General features: G+C 71.8%; 22 protein-coding genes. 11 read left to right on the top strand and 11 right to left on the bottom strand.

Annotated elements, in window-relative coordinates; all coding sequences use genetic code 11:
* Positions 1-15 precede the first annotated feature (15 nt).
* The 4 genes from AB0C02_RS01500 to AB0C02_RS01485 all read right to left on the bottom strand — a co-directional run bounded on the left by AB0C02_RS01500 (position 16) and on the right by AB0C02_RS01485 (position 3,552).
* On the bottom strand, positions 16-669 hold the full coding sequence (locus tag AB0C02_RS01500) for an HAD family phosphatase (protein ID WP_357539951.1): 654 nt from the start codon (positions 667-669) through the stop codon (positions 16-18).
* Positions 670-713: 44 nt separating this feature from the next.
* Positions 714-1,571 carry a hypothetical protein gene (locus tag AB0C02_RS01495; RefSeq protein WP_357540968.1) on the bottom strand — a complete coding sequence of 286 codons (858 nt, stop codon included), beginning with the start codon at positions 1,569-1,571 and terminating at the stop codon, positions 714-716.
* Between the two features lie 137 nt (positions 1,572-1,708).
* A complete protein-coding gene (locus tag AB0C02_RS01490; protein WP_357539949.1) occupies positions 1,709-2,326 on the bottom strand; it encodes an FKBP-type peptidyl-prolyl cis-trans isomerase in 618 nt (205 codons plus the stop codon).
* Between the two features lie 191 nt (positions 2,327-2,517).
* A complete protein-coding gene (locus AB0C02_RS01485; RefSeq protein WP_357539947.1) occupies positions 2,518-3,552 on the bottom strand; it encodes a Ku protein in 1,035 nt (344 codons plus the stop codon).
* 86 nt (positions 3,553-3,638) lie between these two features.
* Here AB0C02_RS01485 and ligD (AB0C02_RS01480) point away from each other — a divergent pair, with 86 nt between their 5' ends.
* The 3 genes from ligD (AB0C02_RS01480) to AB0C02_RS01470 all read left to right on the top strand — a co-directional run bounded on the left by ligD (AB0C02_RS01480) (position 3,639) and on the right by AB0C02_RS01470 (position 6,360).
* Entirely contained in the window at positions 3,639-4,580 is a 942-nt protein-coding gene (gene ligD / locus AB0C02_RS01480) for a non-homologous end-joining DNA ligase (protein ID WP_357539944.1), read from the top strand.
* Positions 4,570-5,481: a non-homologous end-joining DNA ligase gene (gene ligD / locus AB0C02_RS01475; protein ID WP_357539942.1), complete on the top strand. Its 912-nt coding sequence runs from the start codon at positions 4,570-4,572 to the stop codon at positions 5,479-5,481. The genes ligD (AB0C02_RS01480) and ligD (AB0C02_RS01475) overlap by 11 nt, the downstream gene beginning before the upstream one ends.
* A gap of 126 nt (positions 5,482-5,607) precedes the next feature.
* The gene (locus AB0C02_RS01470) at positions 5,608-6,360 is read left to right on the top strand and encodes a TIGR03089 family protein (RefSeq protein ID WP_357539940.1); all 753 of its coding nucleotides are present in this window, start codon (positions 5,608-5,610) and stop codon (positions 6,358-6,360) included.
* A gap of 20 nt (positions 6,361-6,380) precedes the next feature.
* On the opposite strand, the gene AB0C02_RS01465 is transcribed toward AB0C02_RS01470, so the two are convergent.
* Positions 6,381-6,821 (bottom strand): DUF1801 domain-containing protein, encoded by a 441-nt coding sequence (locus AB0C02_RS01465; RefSeq protein ID WP_357539938.1) that lies wholly within the window; start codon positions 6,819-6,821, stop codon positions 6,381-6,383.
* A 239-nt stretch (positions 6,822-7,060) separates the two neighbouring features.
* Between AB0C02_RS01465 and AB0C02_RS01460 the strand changes: the two genes are divergently transcribed.
* On the top strand, positions 7,061-7,918 hold the full coding sequence (locus tag AB0C02_RS01460) for a GNAT family N-acetyltransferase (RefSeq protein ID WP_357539936.1): 858 nt from the start codon (positions 7,061-7,063) through the stop codon (positions 7,916-7,918).
* 93 nt (positions 7,919-8,011) lie between these two features.
* On the opposite strand, the gene AB0C02_RS01455 is transcribed toward AB0C02_RS01460, so the two are convergent.
* Together AB0C02_RS01455 and AB0C02_RS01450 are read right to left on the bottom strand one after the other, a co-directional pair.
* Positions 8,012-9,481, bottom strand: a complete 1,470-nt coding sequence (locus AB0C02_RS01455) for a M28 family peptidase (RefSeq protein ID WP_357539934.1) — start codon at positions 9,479-9,481, stop codon at positions 8,012-8,014.
* 15 nt (positions 9,482-9,496) lie between these two features.
* Complete coding sequence (locus tag AB0C02_RS01450; protein WP_357539932.1) at positions 9,497-10,663, bottom strand: cytochrome P450; 1,167 nt, start codon at positions 10,661-10,663, stop codon at positions 9,497-9,499.
* Between the two features lie 665 nt (positions 10,664-11,328).
* Here AB0C02_RS01450 and AB0C02_RS01445 point away from each other — a divergent pair.
* Positions 11,329-11,538, top strand: a complete 210-nt coding sequence (locus AB0C02_RS01445) for a winged helix-turn-helix domain-containing protein (protein ID WP_357539930.1) — start codon at positions 11,329-11,331, stop codon at positions 11,536-11,538.
* 227 nt (positions 11,539-11,765) lie between these two features.
* Entirely contained in the window at positions 11,766-12,500 is a 735-nt protein-coding gene (locus tag AB0C02_RS01440; RefSeq protein WP_357539928.1) for a hypothetical protein, read from the top strand.
* Between the two features lie 235 nt (positions 12,501-12,735).
* Here AB0C02_RS01440 and AB0C02_RS01435 read toward each other — a convergent pair whose 3' ends face one another.
* A complete protein-coding gene (locus AB0C02_RS01435; protein ID WP_357539926.1) occupies positions 12,736-13,221 on the bottom strand; it encodes a carboxymuconolactone decarboxylase family protein in 486 nt (161 codons plus the stop codon).
* A 182-nt stretch (positions 13,222-13,403) separates the two neighbouring features.
* Between AB0C02_RS01435 and AB0C02_RS01430 the strand changes: the two genes are divergently transcribed.
* Positions 13,404-14,294 (top strand): RNA polymerase sigma-70 factor, encoded by an 891-nt coding sequence (locus AB0C02_RS01430; protein WP_357539924.1) that lies wholly within the window; start codon positions 13,404-13,406, stop codon positions 14,292-14,294.
* Between the two features lie 23 nt (positions 14,295-14,317).
* Entirely contained in the window at positions 14,318-14,716 is a 399-nt protein-coding gene (locus AB0C02_RS01425; protein WP_357539922.1) for a pyridoxamine 5'-phosphate oxidase family protein, read from the top strand.
* A gap of 27 nt (positions 14,717-14,743) precedes the next feature.
* Here the strand turns inward: AB0C02_RS01425 and AB0C02_RS01420 are convergent, their stop codons facing one another.
* Positions 14,744-16,423, bottom strand: coding sequence for a DNA repair helicase XPB (locus AB0C02_RS01420; RefSeq protein WP_357539920.1), 1,680 nt, complete (start codon positions 16,421-16,423; stop codon positions 14,744-14,746).
* A gap of 174 nt (positions 16,424-16,597) precedes the next feature.
* Between AB0C02_RS01420 and AB0C02_RS01415 the strand changes: the two genes are divergently transcribed.
* Positions 16,598-17,413, top strand: coding sequence for a L,D-transpeptidase family protein (locus AB0C02_RS01415; RefSeq protein ID WP_357539918.1), 816 nt, complete (start codon positions 16,598-16,600; stop codon positions 17,411-17,413).
* Positions 17,414-17,459: 46 nt separating this feature from the next.
* Here AB0C02_RS01415 and AB0C02_RS01410 read toward each other — a convergent pair whose 3' ends face one another.
* A complete protein-coding gene (locus tag AB0C02_RS01410; RefSeq protein ID WP_357539917.1) occupies positions 17,460-19,928 on the bottom strand; it encodes a helicase-associated domain-containing protein in 2,469 nt (822 codons plus the stop codon).
* A 77-nt stretch (positions 19,929-20,005) separates the two neighbouring features.
* On the opposite strand from AB0C02_RS01410, the gene AB0C02_RS01405 reads away from it, so the two are divergent.
* Positions 20,006-20,629: an HAD hydrolase-like protein gene (locus AB0C02_RS01405; RefSeq protein ID WP_357539915.1), complete on the top strand. Its 624-nt coding sequence runs from the start codon at positions 20,006-20,008 to the stop codon at positions 20,627-20,629.
* Between the two features lie 27 nt (positions 20,630-20,656).
* A complete protein-coding gene (locus tag AB0C02_RS01400; RefSeq protein ID WP_357539913.1) occupies positions 20,657-21,043 on the top strand; it encodes a cold shock domain-containing protein in 387 nt (128 codons plus the stop codon).
* Here AB0C02_RS01400 and AB0C02_RS01395 read toward each other — a convergent pair.
* Positions 21,004-21,834: a 1,4-dihydroxy-6-naphthoate synthase gene (locus AB0C02_RS01395; protein ID WP_357539911.1), complete on the bottom strand. Its 831-nt coding sequence runs from the start codon at positions 21,832-21,834 to the stop codon at positions 21,004-21,006. The genes AB0C02_RS01400 and AB0C02_RS01395 overlap by 40 nt on opposite strands.
* Positions 21,835-22,054: the final 220 nt, after the last annotated feature.

Raw genomic sequence — 22,054 nt, 5'->3', positions numbered from 1 at the left:
TCAGGATCAAGTCGTTCAGACGAGCTGCGCCACCAGCTCCGAGGTGAGGGCGTCGATCGTGGGCAGCAGCGCCGCCGCCAGTGCCTCGGCGTCCGGATCCAGCGGGTACGACCTGTGCGGCACCGCCACCACCCGCATCCCGGCGGCAGCCGCCGAGCGGACCCCGTTCGAGGAGTCCTCGATCGCCACGCACCGGGCCGGCTCCACGCCGAGCCGCGCCGCCACCGCCAGCCAGACGTCCGGCGCGGGCTTGCCCCGCGCCGTCTCCTCCGTCGACAGCGTCGCGCCGAAACAGTCGGCCAGGCCCGTCGCGTCCAGCGCCGCCGCGATCAGCCGGGTCGGGGAGGAACTGGCCAGCCCGAGCGGCCACCGCGTGGCCATCCGGCGCACCACCGTGTCCGCGTCGTCGATCAGCGGTACGCGCTGCGCGTACCGCCGGGTCATCTCGGCGACCACCTCGGTGGCGACCTGCTCGGCGCTCCGGTCGACGCCCAGCTCCCCGCTCAGGTACGCGGCCCACTCGCCGGTACTCATCCCCATCAGCCGGCGCTGGCTGTCCGGCTGCCAGGTGCCGCCGTGCGCGGCCACGTACGCCCGCCGGACCTCCTCCCAGACCGGCTCGGAGTCCACGATCACGCCATCCAGGTCGAAGAGCACCGCGTCCACCACGTACTCATCCTGCCCGACTGTCCGGGCGGACGTCGGCCGGCGAGTCAGCGGGCCGATGCCGGCGCGCCCTCGAAGGCGGCGCGCTGGGCGGGCAGACCCATCGGGGCCTGCGGCGGGATGATCGTGCGACACCGGTTGACGATCGGTTCGAGCAGCTCGCGCAGCCGCGTCGTACGCTCCGGGCCGAGCGCCCGCCACGGGCCGAGAGCGGCCCGATCGGTGGCCTCCTCGACTGCCCGGAACGTCGCCGTACCGTGCTCGGTCGGCGTCCGGTCGGCGGTCAGCCAGCCCTTCTCGACCAGCCGCCCCTCGGCGGCGGCCCACTCCTCGTCGGTCCAGCCGCGGGCCATCCGGTGGAACTCGCGGGACTGGTCGACCCGGCACCGCCAGGCCAGCACCTCGACCGGGTCCAGCCCGGTGGTGACCAGCGCCGCCACGTGCCCGTCACCCCGGTGCTCCCGCAGCGTGGTGGCGGCCTGCCAGAGCCGGGCCAGCGGGTATTCGCCCCGGGGCAGCGCGGCGTTGGCCGCGCCGAGCACCCGGCCGGCGGTCTCGACCCGCCCGGCCGCCTCCTCCAGCAGGTTGGCCGCCTCGACCAGGTGCGCCTCGGGCAGCTCGTAGGTGAACTCGGCGAGCGCCTGCACCGCCCCGGTGAGCCGGGCCCGCAGCGACTCCTCCGGGGTCGCCAGCCGCCACACCGAGGGCAGGGCCCGAGCCACCATGGTCGGCGCGAAGCCGAAGAATGCGGCGACCACGGCCGGCGCGTCGACCGGCCCGAGCGGGGCGGTCCGGCCGGCGAAGTAGCCCCGCCAGTAGCCGCGCAGCCCGATCGCCTCGTATGCGGACCAGGCCCGCGGATGAAAGTAGGTCACCGTGTGGACCGGCTCGAAGTGTCGCCACATCACCCGGGCCAGCCCGGAGTCGTCCAGCGCCACGTGCACCTCCGCGTCGTCGGGCAGGTCACCGCGGACGGCTGGACCGCCCGCGGTTGATCCCGAACCTACTGCCGGAGGGTGACCGGAAGGAAGCCTGCTGTGACCTACTGTGCGCCGAGCACGTCAACAACGAACCGCAGCGGCCCGGAGACGTCACCGGTGTCGCCGTACGCCAGGTTCGCCGGGATGTCGAGCTGCACCCGGCTGCCCACCGGCACGCCGACCAGGCCCTGGTCCCAGCCCTGGATGACCTGCCCGACGCCGATCGGGAAGGTGGCCGGCTCGCCCCGGTCCCAGGAGGAGTCGAACTGCTTGCCGTCCTTGAAGAGGACGCCCACGTAGTTGGTGGTGATCGCCTGGCCGGCCTTGACCTCCGGGCCGGTGCCCTTGATCAGCGTGGTCACGGTGAGCTCCTTCAGCTCGCCCTCACCCGCGCTGACCTCCGGCTTCGTCTTCAGCGCCGGGTCGAGCTGCGGCTCGTCAGCGGCGGTGGGGCTGGCGGGCGAGCTGGCGGTGGACGTCGTGTCATCGCCCTTGTTCAGCCAGACGATGCCACCGATCAGCGCGGCCACCGCCAGGACGCCGACGAACGCGCCCAGCATCGACTGCCGACGGCGTCTCGCCTCGGCGGCTTTCTTCGCCGCCAGCTGGGCGGCCAGCCGCCGCTCCGCCTTGGTGGCTGGGCCTTGGCCCGCCGACCGGTCCTGCACCTGCTCGCTCACGTCGACTCCCCTGTTGGGTGGGTGGGTGCGGCCCGGCGGCCGCTGTCGAGACCAGCGCACACGGTACCCGGCCGGACGTCTGAAGTGCTCCTACGGCCGGCTCCGATTCCGACAGCTGACCCCTCCGACGGCGTTGCTGGGGAGTCGGTGACGAACGGCGCAGCTCGGCTGCGGCCGAGGCACCCGGAGATTCAGGCGGTCTTGCGCGGGGCGGCCTTCTTCTCGGCGGCCTTCTTGGCGGGGGCCTTGGCCGCCTTCTTCTCCGTGGCCTTCGATGCCGCCTTCTTCGTGGCCTTCTTCGCCGGCTCAGCCTTCTTCGCGGGGGCCTTCTTCTCGGCGGCCTTCTTCGCCGGCGCCTTTGCCGTCTTCGTCGCCTTGGCCGCCTGCTGCGCCGACCGTGCCGAGGTGATCAGGGTCGGCTCGGCCGCCTCACCCGCGGGCGCCTCGCCCCGGGCGGCCCGGGCCCGCTCCACCGACGCCTTCAGCGCGGCCATCAGGTCCACCGCGGCGGCCGGCGCGGCCTCTTCCTCCTCCGGCTGGACCACCTCGCGCCCCTCGATCTTCGCGTCGATGACCTCCTGCAACGCCGCCCGGTAGTCGTCGGTGAAGGCGTCCGGCTCGAACTCGCCGGCCATCGAGTCGATCAGCGAGCTGGCCATGGCCAGCTCCGGGGGACGGACCTTCAGGTCCTCGTCCAGGAAACCGAAGTCCGGGGTACGGACCTCGTCCGGCCAGAGCATCGTGTTGAGCAGCAGGACGCCCTCGCGTACCCGCAGGGTGGCCAGCTGCTCCCGCTGGCGCAGGGCCACCTTGACGATCGCCACCCGCTCCGAGTCGGCCAGCGCGTCGCGCAGCAGCACGTACGGCTTGGTGGCCGTGCCTTCCGGCTCCAGGAAGTAGGCCTTGTTGTAGAGGATCGGGTCGACCTGCTCGGCGGGGACGAACTCCAGCACGTCGATCGCCTTCGAGGTGGTCAACGGCAGGTCGGCGAAGTCGTCGTCGGTGAGGATGACCATCTCGCCGCCGCCGATGTCGTACCCCTTGGCGATGTCGTCGTAGGTCACCTCCTCGCCGCAGACGGAGCAGGTGCGCTTGTAGCGGATGCGGCCGCCGTCGTCGCGGTGCACCTGGTGGAAGCGAATGTCCTTCTCCTCGGTGGCCGAGTAGACCTTCACCCCGATCGACACCAGGCCGAACGACACCGCTCCTTTCCAGATGGCCCGCATACCGCGCTCCTCTCGCCGGTTCTGAACAGAATCGCAAAATACCGAACGCGATGCACCCGCTTCCATGCGTAACTACAATGAGAAGCGTGCCCGGCGCGCCGTTGAAGCCGATGCTCGCGATGACCGGGCAGCTCCCGGCCGGTTCCGGCTGGGCGTACGAGTTCAAGTGGGACGGGGTTCGGGCGCTCGCCGACATCTCCCACGGCGACAAGCACCTGTACGCCCGCTCCGGCGCGGAGATCACCACCGCGTACCCCGAATTGATCACTCTGGCCGAACAGGTCGACGACGCGTTGCTCGACGGCGAGGTGGTCCTCTTCAACGAGGCCGGGCAGCCGTCGTTCACCGCCCTTGCCGAGCGGATGCACGTCCGGAACCCGACCAAGGCGGCCCGCCTGGCGGCCAGCATGCCCGTCACGTACATGATCTTCGACCTGCTCCGGTTGGGCGGCGAGGACCTGACCGGCCGCCCCTACCGGGAGCGGCGCGCGGCGCTGGAGTCGCTCGGGCTCGGTGCCGCCCGGTGGGCGGTGCCGCCCGCCTTCGCCGACGGCCCGGCCACTTACGAGGTGGCCGGCGAGCATGGCCTCGAGGGGGTGATGGCCAAGCGGATCGACTCGGCCTACCGGCCCGGCGTCCGCTCGCCAGACTGGGTGAAGGTCAAGCTGGAGGTGACCGGCGACTTCGTGGTCGGCGGCTGGCGGCCCGGCGCGCGCAAGATCGGCGGCCTGCTGGTCGGGGTGCCCCGGCCCGACGGGCGGCTCACCTTCCGGGGCCGGGTCGGCGGCGGGATCGGCGCGGCCCTCGAACGCGAGCTGCTGCGCGAGTTGGAGCCGCTGCGCACCGCCGCGTCACCGTTCGACGGGGACGTGCCGCGCGAGGATGCCCGCGGCGCGATCTGGGTGACCCCGCGGATCGTGGTGGAGATCAAGTACGGCCAGCGGACCCCCGACGGGCGGCTGCGCTTCCCCCGGATCCTGCGCCTGCGCCCCGACAAGCCGCCCGAGGAGGTCGAGGATGCCAGCTGACCGGTTACGGGTGGACGTCGAGGGACGCGCGCTGGAGCTGTCGAACCTGGACAAGATCCTCTACCCGAAGGCCGAGTTCACCAAGGGCGAGGTGATCGACTACTACACCCGGATCGCCCCGGTGCTGCTGCCGCACCTGCGGGATCGGGCGCTCACCCGGATCCGCTTCCCGAACGGCGTCGAGGCCGGCTCGTTCTTCGAGAAGAATGCCCCCGCCGCCACCCCCGACTGGGTACGCACCGAGACCCTGCCCGCCCCCGGGTCGACCAAGGGGCGGGAGACCATCGACTACGTGGTCGCCGACGACCTGCCCACCCTGGTCTGGCTGGCCAACCTCGCCGCCCTCGAACTGCACACGCCGCAGTGGAAGATCGGCGAACACCCCGACATGATGGTGGTCGACCTGGACCCGGGCACCCCGGCCGGATTGAAGCAGTGCTGCCAGGTGGCCCTGCTGATGCGCGACCGGCTGGCACTTGACGGGGTGGAGTCCTACCCGAAGACCTCCGGCAAGAAGGGCATGCAGCTCTGCTGCCCGGTCGCCGGCACCCAGTCTTCTGATGACGTGTCGGCATACGCCAAACGGATCGCCCAGGAGTTGGAGCAGGCGCACCCGAAGCTGATCGTGTCGAAGATGGCGAAGAACCTGCGCCCCGGCAAGGTCTTCATCGACTGGAGCCAGAACAACGCGGCCAAGACGACCGTGGCGCCGTACTCGCTGCGCGCCCAGGCGGTGCCGGCGGTGTCCACCCCGTTGAGCTGGGACGAGGTCTCCGCAGGCGCCGCCGGGAAGCGCCCGTCGACTAAGCCCTATACGGCGGGCGAGGTGCTCAAGCGGGTCGAGAAGCAGGGCGACCTGCTCGCCCCGCTCCTCAACGGCGGCCCGAAACTGCCGGCGTAACCCTCGGCGAATCTTGGAGACCTACCGTTCCCAGCGAACGGAAACTCTCCAAGATCTGCGGTGTGAGGGGCGTGAGGCTCAGCAGCGGCTCGATAGGGTGAGGCGATCCGGAGTGAGGAGAGCCTGATGGCCGGACTGCCCAGCGCCGTTGCGGCCGATGCCCGGAGCGAGGGCGGATCTCCACTGCTTACCTACTGCGACGAGGCGACCGGCGAGCGGGTCGAGCTGACCGCGCTGCAGCTCGGCGGCTGGGCGGCGCGCAGCGCGAGCCTGCTGCGGGACGGCTGCGGGCTCGGCCCGGGCAGCCGGGTCGCGGTGCTGCTGCCGGCGCACTGGCGTACCGCCGCGGTGCTGATCGGCGCCTGGTCGATCGGGATGGCGGTGTCGTTCCGGCCCCGGGCCACCGCCGGGCTGCCGGTCCTCGAACCGGACGGCGATCGGCCGTACGACGCGGTGTTCGTGACCCCGGAACGCCTCGACGACTGGCTGGAGGACGTGCCCGACGGGGTGCACCGCTACCTCGTCGGCACCGGGCCCGGTCCGCTGGCCGAGGTGCCCGTGGGCTGGCTCGACTGGTCCACCGAGGTGCTGCGGCATGGCGACACCCCGCCCGACTACACGGCCGTCCACCCGTGGGACCCGGCCAGCCCCGACGGCACCAGCTACGGCGCGTGGCGGCGGCTCGCGACGGAAATCGCCGAACAACTCGACCTGCGGCCCGGCGACCGGCTGCTGGTCGACGCCGCCGAGCACGAGCAGCCGCTCAAGTGGCTGCTCGCCCCGCTCGACGCCGGCGCGTCCGTGGTGATCTGCGCCAACCTCGACCCGGCCCGCCGGAACGCCCGCGTCGCCGCCGAGCAGCCCACCCGGGTCCTGTAAGACGTCCGCGCCCCCCCCGCTTACCGTCCGCTGGCCCGGTCGACACCCCGGTGCACCCGGACCGTGCGGTCGACGAGCTCGCGTAGCGCGCTCTCGTCGACGTCGTCGAGCCGCTTCAGATAGAGGCAGCCCTTTCCGGTCCTGTGCGGGCCGAGCCGGGCGAGCACTGACCCGTGCCGCTCCTCGAACCCACCCACCAGGTAGACCACGAGCTGCTGCTTGCGCGGCGAGAAGCCCACCAGCGGCCAGTCGCCCGTGCGCCCGCTCCCGTACGTGTAGCGGTAGCTGCCGAAGCCCACGATGCTCGGGCCCCACATCACCGGGGGCCCGCCGGTCACCTCGCGCAGCATCGCACAGAGTCGCTCCGCGTCGGCCCGGCGACGTTGGTCCGGGACCGCCGCCAGGAAATCATCGACGCTCGCGTCGGTCGGCACGGTCACCGGCTGCTTCGAGGTCGCCATGGGCTGATGCTCCCAGACGAGTACGACACGACAATCGCCACGACGGCCGACAGCGACCTGGACTGGACACGTCCGGACGGCTTCGCTGGCGGGTTGGCGGCGGCCCGCCGACACGAAACCCGTTGACACCGGCCCGGGCCGCACGGCCTACTGCCCACCGGGCGCCGTCGCGCGGGCCTGGCATCAGCCGCCACCGCCGGCCGCCGTGCAATCGGCAGCAGGCGAAAGGGCAGAGGACCATGGCAGGGGACGCGCTGACCTGGAAAGAGTTCGGCGAGGAGCACCTCGCGGCGCTGACGGAGTTGGCCGAGGCGTGCCTGGCCGTCGACGGCGGGTTGCCGCTGTTCGCCCGTACCCCGCTGCTGCGGGCGCGGCTGCTTCAGACCCGTACCCTCGGGGCCTGGCACGATGGCAGCCTGGTCGCGGCCGTCGGGGTCGGCACCGGGCGGGTGCCGGCCACCAGCACCGGCCTGGTGCATCCGGCCTGGCGGGGGCGGGGTCTCGGCGGCCGGCTGCTGAGCTGGGCGGGCGAGCAGGCCGGCGACGCGGACCTGCTGCTGACCACCGAGTCCTGGAACGCGGGCGCGGACGCCCTCTTCACGGCGCGCGGCTTCGAGCGGACCTTCACCGAGTGGGTGCTGCGGCACGACCTCACCGCCCTCCCGGACGTCGCCCACCCCGACGGCGTCCGCGCCGAGCCGGTCACGCTCGATGCCGAACTGTTCGACACCTACCGCGCGTCCTTCGCCGACCGACCCGGCTTCACCGCGCCCACCGCCGAGGAGTGGCTGGGCGAGTTGCAAGACGATGACGCGTACCGGCCGGACCTGTCGCTGCTCGCGCGCGGCCCCGACGGCGCGGCGGTCGGCTTCGTCAACGTCCTCGACAACTGGATCGACCAGGTGGGCGTCGTACCGGAGTGGCGGGGCCGGCGGGTCGGGGCGTACCTGGTGGCGAGCGCGCTACGGTCGCTGGCCGGGGATGGCGCGCGGGAGGCGTGGCTCTGCGTGAACGACAACAACCCGGCCGCCGACCTGTACCGGCGGCTCGGGTTCCACGACGCCGGCCGCCGCGCCCGCTACCTGCGCCCCCGATGACCGGTGCCGGCTCGTCGGTGCCGCGGCCCGGGCGGAAGCCGGTGCGAGGCGGCGACATCTCGCCCTGGTTGCCCGCCCGGGCCAGCATCCGGCTCAGCCGGCCGTGGTCGACGCGGCCCGCACGTCCCGCACGTCGCTGGCGAGCCGCCCGAGTACCCAGGCCAGGGCCGGGGCGTTGGCGCCGAGTGCCTTCCGGTTGATGTTGGTGAGGCTGTCGCAGGTCTGGTGGTAGCAGTGGTCGAACATCTGCCCGGCCGTGCCGCCGAAGAGGGCCTGCTGCGCCGGCGTCTTCACGCCGAGGTTGCCGCCGTCGAGCCCGCCAACCGGGATGCCGACGTCCTGGAACATCAGGTGGTCCGAGCCCACCGATTCGGGGCCGGTCCGCTGGTACGGCAGGCCTCGGCGGTCGAAGTATCCGCCGAAGAGGTCGGCGATCACGTGGCTGCCGCCGGTGCCCGGATCCCACACGAAGCGGGCGTCGTTCGGTGCGGCGATCAACTCGCCGTTGAGCACCGCCGCGATGCGCTGCCGCTCCTTCGCCGACAGGGTGGAGACGTAGTAGCCGGAACCGACGTCGATCATCTCCTCGGCGCCCCACCAGGCGAACCGCACCTTGTTCTGCACGGAGTGTTGCTGACCGGCCAGGGCCAGCGCCGCCTGCAGGACGGTGGCGGCCGTCGAGCCGTTGTCGTTGATGCCCGGCCCCTCGGGGACGCTGTCGAGGTGGGCGCCGAGCAACACGACGTTGTTCGGGTCGCCGCCGGCGGTCTCGGCCAGCACGTTCACCGTTGTCCGCGCCACCGACCGCCCGACCAGGGTCAGGTGTACGCGGACCGTTCCGACCCGGGACGCCCGTACCAGTTCCTCACCGTCGCGCTGCGATACCGAGGCCACCGGGATGGTGAAGTCCGCCGGGTTGAACGCGAAGAACCGGTAGCTGTTCTCCGGGGACGGGGTGTCGTAGTAGAGCAGCACCGCACGCGCCCCCAGACCCGCGGCGATCCGCTGCTGGAGGCTGTAGCCGCAGGCGGCTCGGGCGAGCACAACGACGGAGCCGGCGACGGGAAGTCCGGCGTAGTCGGACGCGTCGCAGCCGGTACGCCCGACGGCCGGCGACACCACCGGCGCGTCGATGCCGCCGGCGGGGGTCGACGGGGCGAAGCGGGTCATCAGCACCGGCGGGCTGTTGACGGCCGCGCCGGTGACGGTCAGGCGTTCGGTGCTGATCTCGAAGTTGGTGTAAGGGACGGTCTGCTTCACCACCCGGTAGCCGGCGGCCGTCAGCAGGCTGCTGACGTAGTCGGCGGAGCGGGTGAAGCCGACCCGGTCCCAGGCCCGGTTGCCGCCGCTGACGTCGGCGATGAGTTGGAGCGCCGCCAGGTGACGGTAGACGGCATCGCCGGTGACGGCGGCGGCCAACCGGTCGGCCAGGGCCTGGTTCCCGGGCGGGGCGATGCCGGGTGCGGCCTGGGCGGCGCTGCCGGGCGGCCCGACCAGACTGGCCGCCAGCAGCAGCAGACTCGCCAGCCCGGCGAGTCGTCGTGACGCTGTTGAGCTGTGCACGGAACCTCCGATCCTTCACTCCTGCCGTACGGTGACGGGCAGCTGGGCGACCCCGCGCAGGGTCGCAGTGGGTTCGTAGCTGGATGGCCCGGCCGGGGTGAACTGGATACGGCTCGCCTGCAGCGCGTTCACCACCTCTCGGAGTTGCATGGTCGCCAGCGCGGCGCCGAGGCAGGCGTGCGCGCCGCGCCCGAAGGCGAGGTGCATGCCGCGACGCCGGCTCAGGTCCACGGCGTCGGGCGCGGCGAAGACCGCCGGGTCGCGGTTGGCAGCCGCGATGAACAGCACCAGTACGTCACCCCGCCGGACCGTCTGCGTGCCGACGGCGCATTCCGTCACGCAGACCCGGGCGTCGGCCTGGACCGGCCCGTCGAGCCGGAGCAACTCGTCGACGAGGGAGTCCGTGTCGTGCGGCGTTGCGGCACCGGCCAGCAGCCCCGGGTCCGCGACGAGCCGGACGAGCACCGCCCCGAGGAGCCGGCTGACGGATTCGTAACCGGCGTGCAGCACCGCACGAAGCGAGTTGGCCAGCACCGCCGCCGGGACGTCCTGGCGACGCGCGGTGGCCCGCGCCACGCCGATGAAGCCTTCCTCGCCGGCATCCCGCAGCCACTCGCCGACCATCCGGCTCAGTTCGGCGCGGGCCTGGTTGCCGGGCTCCGCCCGGTCCGGTTCGAGGCCGGCGTCCATACTCCGCACGATCGCGTTGGACCACTGCTCGAAGGTGGGGCCGTCGGGTGGCGGCACGCCGAGAAAAGCGGAGATCGTACGGAGGGCGACCGGACGGGCAAAGTCGCTGACCAGGTCCACGGTCCCCGCCCGCCCGACCAGTTCGGACAGCCGGGCCGCCGCGATGTCGGCGACCTGCTGTCGCATGGCCGCCGGTGGCTGCTCGTGCAGTGCCGAGACGAGCAGGTGGCGAATGGCGGTGTGTTCCGGCGGGTCGAGCGACTGCACGCTCAACTGGGTCTCCGGAATTGGGATTCCCGCGCGCCGAAAGTCGGACCCGAAATGGGTGGTGTCCGCGAGTACCTGCCGGCATTCCTGATACCTGGTGACCACCCAGGAATCCAACACGGTGTGCCAGTAGACCGGATTGATCTCCCGGAGTCGCCGATAAAACGGATACGGATTGGCGATGACCTCGGGCGCCAACGGTTCGTAGACCGGGTCAACGGCCACCGTTGTCGCCTCTTTCGTCGCAGCTACTTCTCCCGCCAACGAAACGTCCTTCCCGGGCTGGTCGGGTTGTGCGGGCAGGCGTCGTTGCGGCCAACCGAGGTGGCCCGGCCGGCCGCAACGACACAGGGATCAGTGGATGTAACGCATGGCAGCCTCCTCTCAAACCAGTTCTCCGCTCGTCGTCGTCGCGAGCGGACGTCATGGCCGTAATGCGGGCAGGCGAATAGGCGAAATCCCCGTCGTGGCGCATCCCGTCGCGGGCGTGAAACTGCGTAGGAAAGTTTCACCCAATGGGACGATGTTGCCAATCGCCAACTTGCCACAAGATTACCGAGGCGTCAACCATTGATGCGCGCAACTTTATTAAAGCGCAGGTGGCAGGGTGGGCGATGTTTGCGATCACCATTCCTGATCATGCGATTCCGGCCGGGTGCGGCTTGCGCCCGGTGGTCCTCACCGACGGCCGAGCCACGGCGCGCGGCGCGCGCAGGGCGAGCTGTGGTCGACCGGCAGCGCACACCGCCCGCCGCGGTCAGGCAGCGACCGGTCGCAGAACACCCAATGGCGTACGCACTGCTGGTCCTCGGCCGAGACGGTCACCCCGCCCGGCTCGACTGGGCGGGCCAACCGACTGCAAGGGGCCTGACGTGCCTATTCCACCCACAATGGACGAACTGCTCGACGACCTGCTGGGGAAGATCAAGGACGGGACCTATCCGCCCGGCTCGCAGCTGCCCTCTGGCCGGGCGCTGGCAGACGCGTACGACGTCTCGCAGTCAACGATCAGCCGTGCGGTGGCGAGGCTGCGGGATCAGGGTGTGCTGGTCGGCCGTCCAGGCCGCGGCGTCTTCGTCGCCGAATCCACCCGACCGTGATGTCGAACATGCACGTGACGCGCACGGATCCTCCGGGTCACAGTGATCGACTCCGTGTGCGGCACATGGGGGTGTCGGGGCGGCTCGGAGACCACGACATGCCGCGAACGGAGTCGATCAACACGGCGTAGACAAGGCCAGGGCGTACCAGGTGCGGCAAGTGCTCGGGGTGGACCTGCGCCTCCGCCCACCGTGCGCATTGCTGACCGTCGTTAGGGTCGGAGGGCGTGGGGGCGGTCTGGCGGCGGTTGAGGACTCTCGCCAACGCGGCCGTTGGCATTTTGGCCAGCGTCATCATCTTCGGCGGGGCAGCGGTCGGCCTCTTCGTACTTGCCGAGTACCTACGCGACATCTGGCTTGTCCCTCGGATGTTGGCCTTGATCGGGGTTTACATCCTGGGCGGCGGTGTCCTGTTCATCACGCTGCTCGTCTTCATGGCCACGTTAGGGCCGAACCTGGCCGAGAAGCTGTTCTGCGTGCGCAACAAGGTGCTCACCGCCGGCATGGTGCGCGACCTGGGCGCCAAGAAGGATGCACCGGCCACGGTCCCGATCGCGTCAGGGCAAGGCGTCCTGCGGATCATTCCGCTCAAGCCCGAGTGGTGGCTCGATGACACCTATGCCGACGACGCCACGCCGGTCCTCGCCGTTGAGGGCGTTGAGCATCGGCTGCCTGGCTGGGATCCGTACGACATCGCGGTCCCGGCCGGGGCCGTCGAAGTCGTGGCCTGGATGCCGCGTCGCAGCGGGAATCCGGGGCGACGGGTCTACAACCCCATGCCCGTACCCGAGGGGCGTGTCGGTGCGGTGGTGTTCCGGCCGTCGTCGATACCGGAAGTTCCCGGCACGCTGGAGTCGTTGGACGACGAGTTGACCGGGAGGCTGTCGTTGTTCCGGCTCGCGTTGGGGGCTGCGCTGCTCATCGGGTTCGCCTACACGGTATGGCGGGTGGCCACCGGGTAGTCCGCGTTGAGGAGCGCCGACGGGTGAGTCGTTTACGACATCAAGTCTGTAGCGAGTACGAGGGACAGTCGCTCACCGCCCGGCCGCCCCGAGACGGGCGCAGCGATCGACTCCGTGTGCGGCACAAGGGGGTGTCGGGGTGGCCCGGAGACCACGATGTGCCGCAAACGGAGTCGATCAAGCCAGAAGCCAGTCGAACGAGGGCTGGGGCGGCCGGGGCGGCTGTGTCGGGGAGTCAGTCGAACGCGGCGGCGAACATGCCGGGCTGGTAGGAGCCTCCCTGCTGGTGCACGATCACGGCGAGCCGGTTGGCCGCGTTGATCAGGGCGACCAGGGAGACCAGCGCGGCGATCTGGTCGTCGTCGTAGTGCTTGCGCACCTGGGCCCACGTCTCGTCGGACACGCCTTGGTGGGCGTCGGCGAGCCGGGTGCCCTCCTCGGCGAGCGCCAGCGCGGCCCGCTCGGCATCGGTGTAGACGGTGGACTCGCGCCAGGCGGCGACCAGGTTGAGCCGGACGGAGGTTTCGCCGGCGGCCGCTGCCTCCTTGGTGTGCATGTCGATGCACCAACCGCAGCCGTTGATCTGGCTGGCCCGCAGCGACACCAACTCCTGGGTGGACTGCGGCAGTGGCGACTGGTAGATCACCATGCCGGCGTTGGCGAACCGCTTGAAGAACTTGACGGCGATCTCGTTGTCGAACATGTTGAACCGGGTGTCCATCGTTCCGTCCTCACTCGTGGTGTGGCGTTGACGAACACGAGATGCCTGCGATCAGCCCCCTGTGACAGCGCGGCGAGGTGACGCCCGCCACAACCGGCGGTCAGGGCGGCGTCTCGGTGTCACACAACGGCGGTGCCCGGCATCTGGTGGGTGACGCAGTCGAGAGGGAACAGGAGTCACCCATGTTGGGTACGCCGGACCAAGCCACCGAGACGTTCCTCGCCCACCGCAACCTGCTGTTCACCGTCGCCTACGAGATGCTCGGCTCGGCCGCCGATGCGGAGGACGTCCTGCAGGAGACCTGGTTGCGGTGGGCCGGCGTCGATCTCGGGGCGGTGCGGGATCAGCGTGCCTACCTGGTCCGGATCACCACCCGCCAGGCACTCGGCCGGCTGCGTACCCTCGGCCGACGCAAGGAGTCCTACGTCGGCCCCTGGCTGCCCGAGCCGCTGCTCACCGCGCCCGACGTGGCCGAGGATGTCGCGTTGGCCGACAGCGTATCGATGGCGATGCTGTTGGTGCTGGAGACGCTCATGCCGACCGAGCGGGCGGTGTTCGTGCTGCGCGAGGTGTTCGACCTCGGGTACGACGAGATCGCCGAAGCCGTCGACAAGAGCGAAGCCGCCGTACGCCAGATCGCGCACCGGGCACGGGCACACGTCGCGGCGCGCCGACCCCGGCAGGTCGTATCGGCGGCCGAGACCCGGGACGCGCTCGACGCGTTCCAGCGGGCGGTCGAGACCGGCGAGCTGCAGAGCCTGCTCGACATCCTCTCGCCGGATGTTGTCCTGCTCGGCGACGGTGGCGGAGTCAAGCAGGCCGTTCCGCGGCCCATCGTGGGGGCCGACAAGGTCGCACGCCTGCTGGCTGGCGGATGGGGCAGGGTCGCCGGCGTATCGTCGCTGCGGCCGGCGCAGGTCAACGGCTACCCGGCGCTGATCCTCCACCTCGACGGCGAGCTCGACAGCGTCCTGGCCTTGCGTATCGACGATGGCCTGATCACCGGGATCTACGCCGTACGCAATCCCGAGAAGCTGTCGCACATGGAGCGGGAAACCGTCCTGCGCCGCTGAGGGGCCGAAGAAAGGAGAGCGTGGTGCCGGAAGAACTCGACCAGGAGGTTCTCCAGCGGTTACGCCACGAGTGGCATGCGTGGCTCTGCACGTTACGGCCGGACGGCAGCCCGCATGTCACGCCGGTCTGGTTCGTGTTCCACGGGATGGCCTGGTGGGTGGGCAGTTCCGCCCGGAACAAGAAGGTACGCAACCTGGCGCGAGACCCTCGGGTGTCGCTTGCTCTGGAGGGTGGCGTCGCTCCGGTCGTGGCGGAGGGCTCGGCCACGATCCACCGTGCCGACTTCCCGGCCGACATCGTGGAGATGTTCAAGAGCAAGTACGACGGGTGGGACGTCACCGCACCGGTCGCGGCCGAGGGCACCCGCGTCCTGATCCAGGTCCCCGTCGCACGCTGGCTTCTCGCCGGGCGAGCACAGTAACGGCACGAGCCGCCCGACCGGAGTCGATCAGTCGAAGGAGGGCAGGGTCGGGCCGAGGACGTCGTCGGCGTCGACGATGGTGTACGCGTAGCCCTGCTCGGCCAAAAAGCGCTGCCGGTGGGCGGCGTATTCGGTGTCGATGGTGTCCCGGGAGACGACGGTGTAGAAGTGCGCCTGTCGGCCGTCGGACTTCGGGCGGAGCACCCGGCCGAGGCGCTGGGCCTCCTCCTGGCGGGAGCCGAACGTGCCGGAGACCTGGATGGCCACCGCCGCCTCGGGCAGGTCGATGGAGAAGTTGCCGACCTTCGAGATCACCAGGGTACGCAGCTCGCCGGACCGGAACGCGTCGAAGAGGCGCTCGCGTTCGCGGTTCGTGGTCGAGCCCTGCACGATCGGCGCGTCGAGATATTCGCCGAGCTGGTGGAGCTGGTCGATGTAGCCGCCGATGACCAGCACCTGCTCGTTCGGGTGGCGCTGCACGAGCGCACGGACCACCGGCAGCTTCGTGCGGGCGGTCGCCGCCATTCGATAGCGTTCCTCTGCCTCCGCCGTCGCGTACGCCATTCGCTCGGCGTCGGTGAGGGTGACCCGGACCTCGGTGCACTCGGCCGGGGCGATCCAGCCCTGCGACTCGATGTCCTTCCAGGGTGCGTCGTACCGCTTGGGGCCGATCAGGCTGAACACGTCGCCCTCGCGGCCGTCCTCGCGTACCAGGGTCGCGGTCAACCCTAGCCGGCGACGGGCCTGGAGGTCCGCGGTGAACCGGAAGATCGGCGCGGGCAGCAGGTGCACCTCGTCGTAGACGACCAGGCCCCAGTCGCGGGCGTTGAACAGGTCCAGGTGGGTGAACGCGCCACCGCGCCGCGAGGTGAGCACCTGGTACGTGGCGATGGTGACCGGCCGGATCTCCTTGCGCTCGCCCGAATACTCGCCGATCTCCTCCTCGGTCAGCGAGGTGCGGGCGATCAGCTCCCGCTTCCACTGCCGGCCGGCGACGGTGTTGGTCACCAGGATCAGCGTGGTCGCCTTCGCCTCGGCCATCGCCGCCGCGCCCACGAGGGTCTTGCCGGCGCCGCAGGGCAGCACCACCACGCCCGACCCGCCGGCCCAGAACGCCTCCACGGCCTCCCGCTGGTACGACCGGAGCGTCCACGGCTTGACGCCGTCCTTGCCGGCCTCGGCCAGCTCGATCGGGTGTGCCTCGCCGTCGACGTAGCCGGCCAGGTCCTCGGCGGGCCAGCCGAGCTTGAGCAGTGCCTGCTTGAGCCGGCCCCGCTCGGACGGGTGCACCGCGATGGTGTCGTCGTCGAGTTTCGCGCCGAGCATTCCGGCCAGTTTTTTGCTCTTGGCGACCTCGATCAGCACCACCCGGTCCAACGCGCGCAGCACCAGGCCGTGCGCCGGGTCGTTGGCGAGCTGGAGGCGGCCGTACCGGTCCATGGTCTCGGCCACGTCCACCAGCAGCGCGTGCGGCACCGGGTAGCGCGAGTATTTGATCAGCGAGTCCACCACGCCCTCGGCGTCGTGGCCGGCGGCCCGGGCGTTCCACAGCCCTAGCGGGGTGAGCCGGTAGGTGTGCACGTGCTCGGGGGAGCGCTCCAGCTCGGCGAAGGGCGCGATGGCCATCCGGCACGCCTGCGCGTCGGGGTGGTCGATCTCCAGCAGCAGGGTTTTGTCCGACTGCACGATCAGTGGTCCGCCGCCCATGCCAGCGCCCTCTCCCTTGCCGGATTCTCCTCGCCCGCATGCCGGCTGACCTGCCGAAGGCGGACCATCCAGTCTTGCACGCGGGAAGGTGTCGGAAAAATGTCACGCCGAACAGGCAACGGGACATCCGTCTCGAACGTCTAGCAAAGGAACGACTGTCCAGGGGGAGGGTCCATGAAGCATGTCCGGATCGCGGCTCGGGTCGTCGCCCTGGCGGCGGTCGTGCTGGTCGGCGTGGGTGCGTGTGCGCTCGATCCGCAGGGCGACAGTGCCGGGGCGGCGGCCCCGATGCCCGTCGCCATGACGGAGACAACATCGGGGGCGAACGCGTACGCACCCACACCGAATCAGTCGACCCAGTCCACGACGACCGCCGCCGTGTCGAAGTCAAGCGCCACCGGCTGCCCGCTGGGCGAGCACCAGCGGGCCGTGGAGAAGTATCTGAACAAGCTGGGCGGGTTCGGCAAGCTGACCGAGGACGGCAAGCAGTCCGCCGCCGACTGCGTCGCGATCAAGAAGTTCCAGCGCCGGTACGGGATCAGCCCCGCCTCCGGCCGCGCCGGCCCCACCACGTACGACGTGGCCAAGCGGCTGGCCACCACCGACGTACGCCGCTGCAAGGCCGGCTCCGGGCTGACCTTCTGCATCGACCTGACCCGGCAGACGGTCTGGGCGATGCGGAGCGGCAAGGTCGTCATGCGCCCGACGGTCACCCGCACCGGCATGGCCGGATACGCCACCCCGACCGGCGCCTACCGGGTCGGCTGGCGGAGCAAGAAGGCCTGGTCCACCCCGTACAAGGTGTGGCTGCCGTACTGGCAGCAGTTCAACGGCGGGATCGGTTTCCACGAGACCACCACCTACCTGCACAACAAGTCGATCGGCTCGCACGGCTGCATCAACCTGCTGCACAAGGACGCGGTCCAGCTCTGGAAGCTGGGCAAGGTCGGCACCCGGGTGGTCGTCTTCGGCCACCGCGCCGGCACCTGAGCCGGCCCGGAAGCTGAGCGACCCGGGCCGTCCCGGCCCGGGTCGCTCAGTCCTCCAACACCGCCGCGGTGATCCGGTGCAGCGCGAAGGTGTGCAGCATCTCCGTCCGCTCGTCCTCGGCGCGCAGGTAGCCCGCCCCGATCGACACGGGGCGGACCAGTCGGGACGCGGTCGCCCCGTGCGCGTCGACGTAGCCCACCCAGACCAGCGCCTTGTCGCGGATCGCCTGCTGGAGCACGGCGAGCGCGTCGCTGTGCGTGTGTGCGGGCACCGGACCGGTGCGCGCCGCGCCACCGCGGACCACCGCCGGTGCGCGCCGGGCCGCGCGCGCCGCCGCGTCGCCGCGACGGATCTGCTCCACCACCCCGAGCAGCCGGGGCATGGGCAGCCTCGGCGAGGCGAGCGGGTCCAGGCCGCGGGAGGTGACCGGCACCCGGGCCGGGGCCCGTCGGGTCTTCGGCCGGGACAGCACCGTCGAGCCGCTGGCATCCTCCGGCACCGGCGCGTACCCGGCGTCGCGCAGCGCGGACAGCATCCGCCCCACCTGGTACGGGGTGACCAGCACCGTCGGGGCGAGCCGACGGAACGCCATCGACTCCAGCCGCTTGTCGGCCAGCACCTCGCTGAGCAGCGCCTCGTCGTCGCTGCGCACGTACCCGCCGGCCCCGCCGACCCGGAGCCCGCCGTGCTTGCGGGCCACGTCGTCCACCAGGTACGTCAACCCCTGCGGGACCGGCGTACGTGACCGGCGGCGGAACAGCGCGTGCAGGTCGTCGGCCGAGTAGCCGGTGTCCAGGGCACGCCGGACGCTGGCCGTGGTGACCCGGTGCACGCTCGCCCCGCCCGCCGACTCGTGCTCGGCCACCACGTCCAGCTCGCCGGCGAGCGCCGGGTCGGGCGGGCCGGGCACCACCACGGTCAGGTCGGCCTGCAGCAGGAAATGGTCGACCGGGGCGGGGAGCAGCGCGTCCAGGGCGCGTACGGCGGTCGACGGCTCGCCCGACTCGGCGTCGGAGAGCAGCCCGAGCGGGTCGTCGGCCCGCTCGTCGGCCTCGGCCACGTCGACCAGCAACAGCCGCCCGTACGAGGTGAGCGCGCCGAGCCCGGTCACCCCGAGTTGGGCCGCCTCGGCCAGCACCTCGCGGTGCGCGGCCTCCCGGCCCCGGGCCCGTCGGGGTGCCCGCCAGTCCAGCAGTTCCTGCACCTCGTCCGGGGTCGGGGCGGTCGCCGAGGCCAGGTCGGTCAGGACGGCGAGCACCGCGCGTCGGGCGGCCGGGGCGCCGGCCCGTTCCGCCTCGGCGGCGAGCACCGAGATCGGTCGGTCCCGGTCGTCGCGCTGGCCGACCAGGCCCACCTGGCGGGTCATGGTCAGCCAGGCCCGGGCCAGCTGCTCCCAGCGCTGGGCGAGTGAGCTGGCCCGCCACACCTCGTACCCGCCGGTGGGCAGGATCTGCTGGTCGCCGCCGTACCGGGTGGTGACCGCACCGGTCAGCTCCAGCTCGCCGAGCAGCCCGGCCGCGTACGCCACCTCGAACAGCAGCGCGGTGGTCGAATCGTCCAGCCCGAGCCCGCGGGCCAGCCGGCGCAGGTCGCGGACACCGACGCCGCCGGACCGCAACACCGGTGCCGGCTCGGCGGCGAGGCTCTCGAGCAGCGCCTCGGTGTGGCGTACCACCTCCATGGTCTGCCCGGCCCCGGCGGAGTCGACGGCCTTCGGCTCCCGGGGCGGGCTCGTCACGACGGGCGGGTCGGTCCGCAGCGGGCCGAGCGGGCCGCTGTCCCGGCGTAGCAGCAGCGCCACCTCGCGGGGCAGTTCGACGGCGCCGCCCCGGCCGCTCGAGATCGGCACGAGCAGCCGGTGATCCACCAGCCAGCGGATCGGCGAGCCGGTCGGCGCGCCGCCGTTGGTCGGGTCCGCGGGGAACTCGTCCTCCGCACCGGTGGCGGGGGCGTCGAGCGCGCCCGGGGGCACCGTGCCGACGGGGGGCCCGGCGGCGAGCCGGTCCAGGATCGCCCGGGCCGAGGGGGGTGCGGCCAGCAGCGTCCGCCGCAGCTTCGCCGGGTCCGCGCAGAGCGCCGCCGTCCGTGGGTCCAGCTCCGCCGCCGGTCGGCCCAGCCCCGCCGGGTACGGGGAGACCTCGTCGACCCCGCCCACCACGTGCAGTTCGTGCTCGGGGCCGTAGAGCAGGAAGAGCGCGCGGAGCTTGTCCACCGCGCCCCGGACGGCGGTCGGGGCGGGTGGGTGCGGGCCGGTGGTGGCCAGCGCCAGGATCGCCTCGGTGGCGGTGCCGCCGCCCTCCGGGCCCCGGGTGAGCCGGGCGGCGTCCAGGATCTGCAGGGTGAACTGGTCCAGCCCGTCGAGCGCCCGGGCCACGGAGACCCGCGACTGGGCCCGGATGGCCAGGGCGGAGACGTCGGCCGGCACTGGCACGACGAGGTCCGGCCGCAGCCGCAGGAGGGCGGCCAGGGACTCGTCGGGAAGGGTCCGCAGGTGATCGGCGAGTGAGGTGGTCATCGTCGTACCACGCTAGCCCGGCCAGGGGTGGTCCCGCCCCTCGGACGTCCGGCTCGGTTGTGGGTACGTTTCTGGGCATGCCCTCGCTGATGGTCGGCTTCGACCTCGACATGACCCTGGTCGACTCGCGCCCCGGCATCGCCGCCGCGTTCCGGGCGCTGACCGCGCTGACCGGCGTGCCCGTCGACGCGGACGCGGCGGTGTCGCGGCTCGGCCCGCCGCTGCGCACGGAAATCGCCCGCTGGTTCCCGCCCGAGCGGGTGGAGGAGACGGTGGTCGCCTACCGCGAGCTCTATCCGGCGTACGCGATCACCCCGACCCTGCCGTTGCCCGGCGCGGAGGCCGCGATCGAGGCGGTACACGCGCGTGGCGGCCGGGTCATGGTGGTGACCTCGAAGCTCGGCCGGCTGGCGAAGCTGCACCTGGACCATCTCGGGCTGGCCGTCGACGAGCTGGCCGGGGACCTCTTCGCCGAGCAGAAGGCGACGGCGTTGCGGGAGCACGGTGCCACCCTCTATGTGGGGGATCACATCGCGGACATGGTGGCCGCGAAAGCGGCGGGAATCCCGGGCGTGGGAGTGGCGACCGGGCCCTGTACGCCGGACGAACTGCGGGATGCCGGGGCGCACACGGTGTTGGATGATCTCACCCGATTCCCGGCGGCGCTGGACCGGATCATCCGGCTAGCCTTGAGGGGGTAGCGGTATCGAGCGAAGCAGGGGTTTCAAGTGCCGACGGGTCGAGTGAAGTGGTATGACGCGGCCAAGGGATACGGGTTCGTCACCAGCGATGAGGGTGGCGACGTGTTCCTGCCCAAGGGCGCGCTGCCGGCGGGTGTCACCGACCTGAAGGGCGGCCAGCGGGTCGATTTCAGCGTGGTCGACAGCCGGCGCGGCGCCCAGGCGATGGGCGTGAAGCTGCTGGAGGCGCCGCCGTCCGTGGCGGAGCTGCGCCGCCGGCCGGCCGAGGAGCTGCACGGCCTGGTCGAAGACATGATCAAGGTGTTGGAGGCGAAGGTCCAGCCGGCCCTGCGCGGGGGCCGCTTCCCCGACCGCAAGACCGCGCAGAAGATCGCTCAGCTGGTCCACGCGGTGGCGCGCGAGCTGGAGGTCTGAGGGACGAGCCCGGCGTCGGCGGCCCGGCCCAGCAGCGCCTCGACGGCGGCGAAGCCGGCCTCACTCAGGTCGGCCGTGAAATCGTTGACGTAGAGGGCGATGTGCCGGTCCACCACGTCGGGCTCCATCTCCTGCGCGTGGGTCAGGACGTACTCCCGGCTGGCCTCCGGGTCGGCCCAGGCCTGGCGGACCGACTCGCGGATCCAGGCGGCGGCCTCGACCGGGTCGACGGAGCCCTTGCGGGCCAGGATCGCGCCGAGCGGGATCGGCAGGCCCGTGTCGCCCTCCCACCACTCACCCAGGTCGACCAGCGCGGTCAGCCCGTGCCGGGGGTACGTGAACCGCGCCTCGTGGATCACCAGCCCGGCGTCGTACCGCCCGGCGGCGACGCCCGGCATGATCTCGTGGAACGGCACCACCTCGATCCGCCCCGGCGGTCGCTCCGCCGACCACAGCCGGAAGAGCAGGTACGCCGTGGTCCGCTCACCGGGCACCGCCACGGTCGCGCCGGACAGGTCGGCCCGGTCGCCGCGGGTGAGCACCAGCGGCCCGCAGCCCCGGCCCAGCGCGCCGCCGCAGGGCAGCAGGTGGTAGTCGTCGAGCAGCCAGGGCAGCGCCGCGTAACTCACCTTCACCAGGTCGAACGCCCCGCGCTCGGCAGCCGTGTTGGTGACGTCCACGTCGGCGTAGGTCACCTCGACCGGCGGCGCGCCCGGCACCCGGCCGTGCACCAGGGCGTCGAAGACGAAGGTGTCGTTGGGGCAGGGGGAGATCGCCAGGGAGAGCGCCACGTCTCCCACCGTAACCCCGGGTCGCGGACCCTCCGACACCCCGGTCCCGCCGCTGCGCTGGCGTGGGCTCGTGCGGCGTGGACTCGTGCGGCGCGGGCTCGGTGCGGCGCGGGCTCGCGCCGCCGGGGGGACAAGACTCGCGGTTGCCTTTGGAGCTGATATCGCAGACGACTCGCCGGGGCCGGGGCGGCGTCGCGGCGCTGGGCGGGCCGGGGCGCGT

The organism is Micromonospora sp. NPDC048999, assembly GCF_040649295.1.
Lineage (GTDB): Bacteria > Actinomycetota > Actinomycetes > Mycobacteriales > Micromonosporaceae > Micromonospora.
The sequence above is the reverse complement of the archived record's forward strand: the minus strand, read 5'-3'. Positions and strand labels throughout refer to the sequence as shown.

Coding starts and splice junctions, on each gene's coding strand:
- AB0C02_RS01495 (WP_357540968.1), bottom strand. CDS start 1,571: ATGTGGCGACACTTCGAGCCGGTCCACACGGTGACCTACTTTCATCCG.
- AB0C02_RS01485 (WP_357539947.1), bottom strand. CDS start 3,552: ATGCGGGCCATCTGGAAAGGAGCGGTGTCGTTCGGCCTGGTGTCGATC.
- ligD (WP_357539942.1), top strand. CDS start 4,570: ATGCCAGCTGACCGGTTACGGGTGGACGTCGAGGGACGCGCGCTGGAG.
- AB0C02_RS01470 (WP_357539940.1), top strand. CDS start 5,608: ATGGCCGGACTGCCCAGCGCCGTTGCGGCCGATGCCCGGAGCGAGGGC.
- AB0C02_RS01465 (WP_357539938.1), bottom strand. CDS start 6,821: ATGGCGACCTCGAAGCAGCCGGTGACCGTGCCGACCGACGCGAGCGTC.
- AB0C02_RS01460 (WP_357539936.1), top strand. CDS start 7,061: ATGGCAGGGGACGCGCTGACCTGGAAAGAGTTCGGCGAGGAGCACCTC.
- AB0C02_RS01445 (WP_357539930.1), top strand. CDS start 11,329: ATGGACGAACTGCTCGACGACCTGCTGGGGAAGATCAAGGACGGGACC.
- AB0C02_RS01435 (WP_357539926.1), bottom strand. CDS start 13,221: ATGGACACCCGGTTCAACATGTTCGACAACGAGATCGCCGTCAAGTTC.
- AB0C02_RS01430 (WP_357539924.1), top strand. CDS start 13,404: ATGTTGGGTACGCCGGACCAAGCCACCGAGACGTTCCTCGCCCACCGC.
- AB0C02_RS01420 (WP_357539920.1), bottom strand. CDS start 16,423: ATGGGCGGCGGACCACTGATCGTGCAGTCGGACAAAACCCTGCTGCTG.
- AB0C02_RS01415 (WP_357539918.1), top strand. CDS start 16,598: ATGAAGCATGTCCGGATCGCGGCTCGGGTCGTCGCCCTGGCGGCGGTC.
- AB0C02_RS01410 (WP_357539917.1), bottom strand. CDS start 19,928: ATGACCACCTCACTCGCCGATCACCTGCGGACCCTTCCCGACGAGTCC.
- AB0C02_RS01405 (WP_357539915.1), top strand. CDS start 20,006: ATGCCCTCGCTGATGGTCGGCTTCGACCTCGACATGACCCTGGTCGAC.